This is a genomic window from Streptomyces sp. SID5643, from assembly GCF_009872555.1.
In the GTDB taxonomy this organism is placed as follows: Bacteria; Actinomycetota; Actinomycetes; order Streptomycetales; family Streptomycetaceae; genus Streptomyces; species Streptomyces iakyrus.
In genome coordinates, this window is the sequence record NZ_WWIC01000352.1 from 1 (window position 1) to 232 (window position 232).

The following is a 232-nucleotide window of genomic DNA, read 5'->3' on the forward strand; positions in this document are numbered from 1 at the left end:
TCGAGAACTTCATGGAGTGCTACCACTGCGCGACGATCCACCCCGAACTCACCGAGGTACTGCCCGAGTTCGCCGACGGCTACGCCGCCCAGTACTACGTGGGACACGGCGCGGAGTTCGGCGCGGACGTCAAGGGCTTCACCGTCGACGGCTCGGAGGGCCTGGACCGCATCCCGGGCGTCACCGAGGACCAGGACCGCCGCTACTACGCGATCACCGTCCGCCCGCAGGT

1 protein-coding gene is annotated in these 232 nt (G+C 68.1%); it reads left to right on the plus strand.

Going from position 1 to position 232, the window contains the following annotated elements:
- The coding region (locus GTY56_RS41715; protein ID WP_272923427.1) for an SRPBCC family protein at positions 1 to 232 on the plus strand (232 nt) is incomplete at both ends.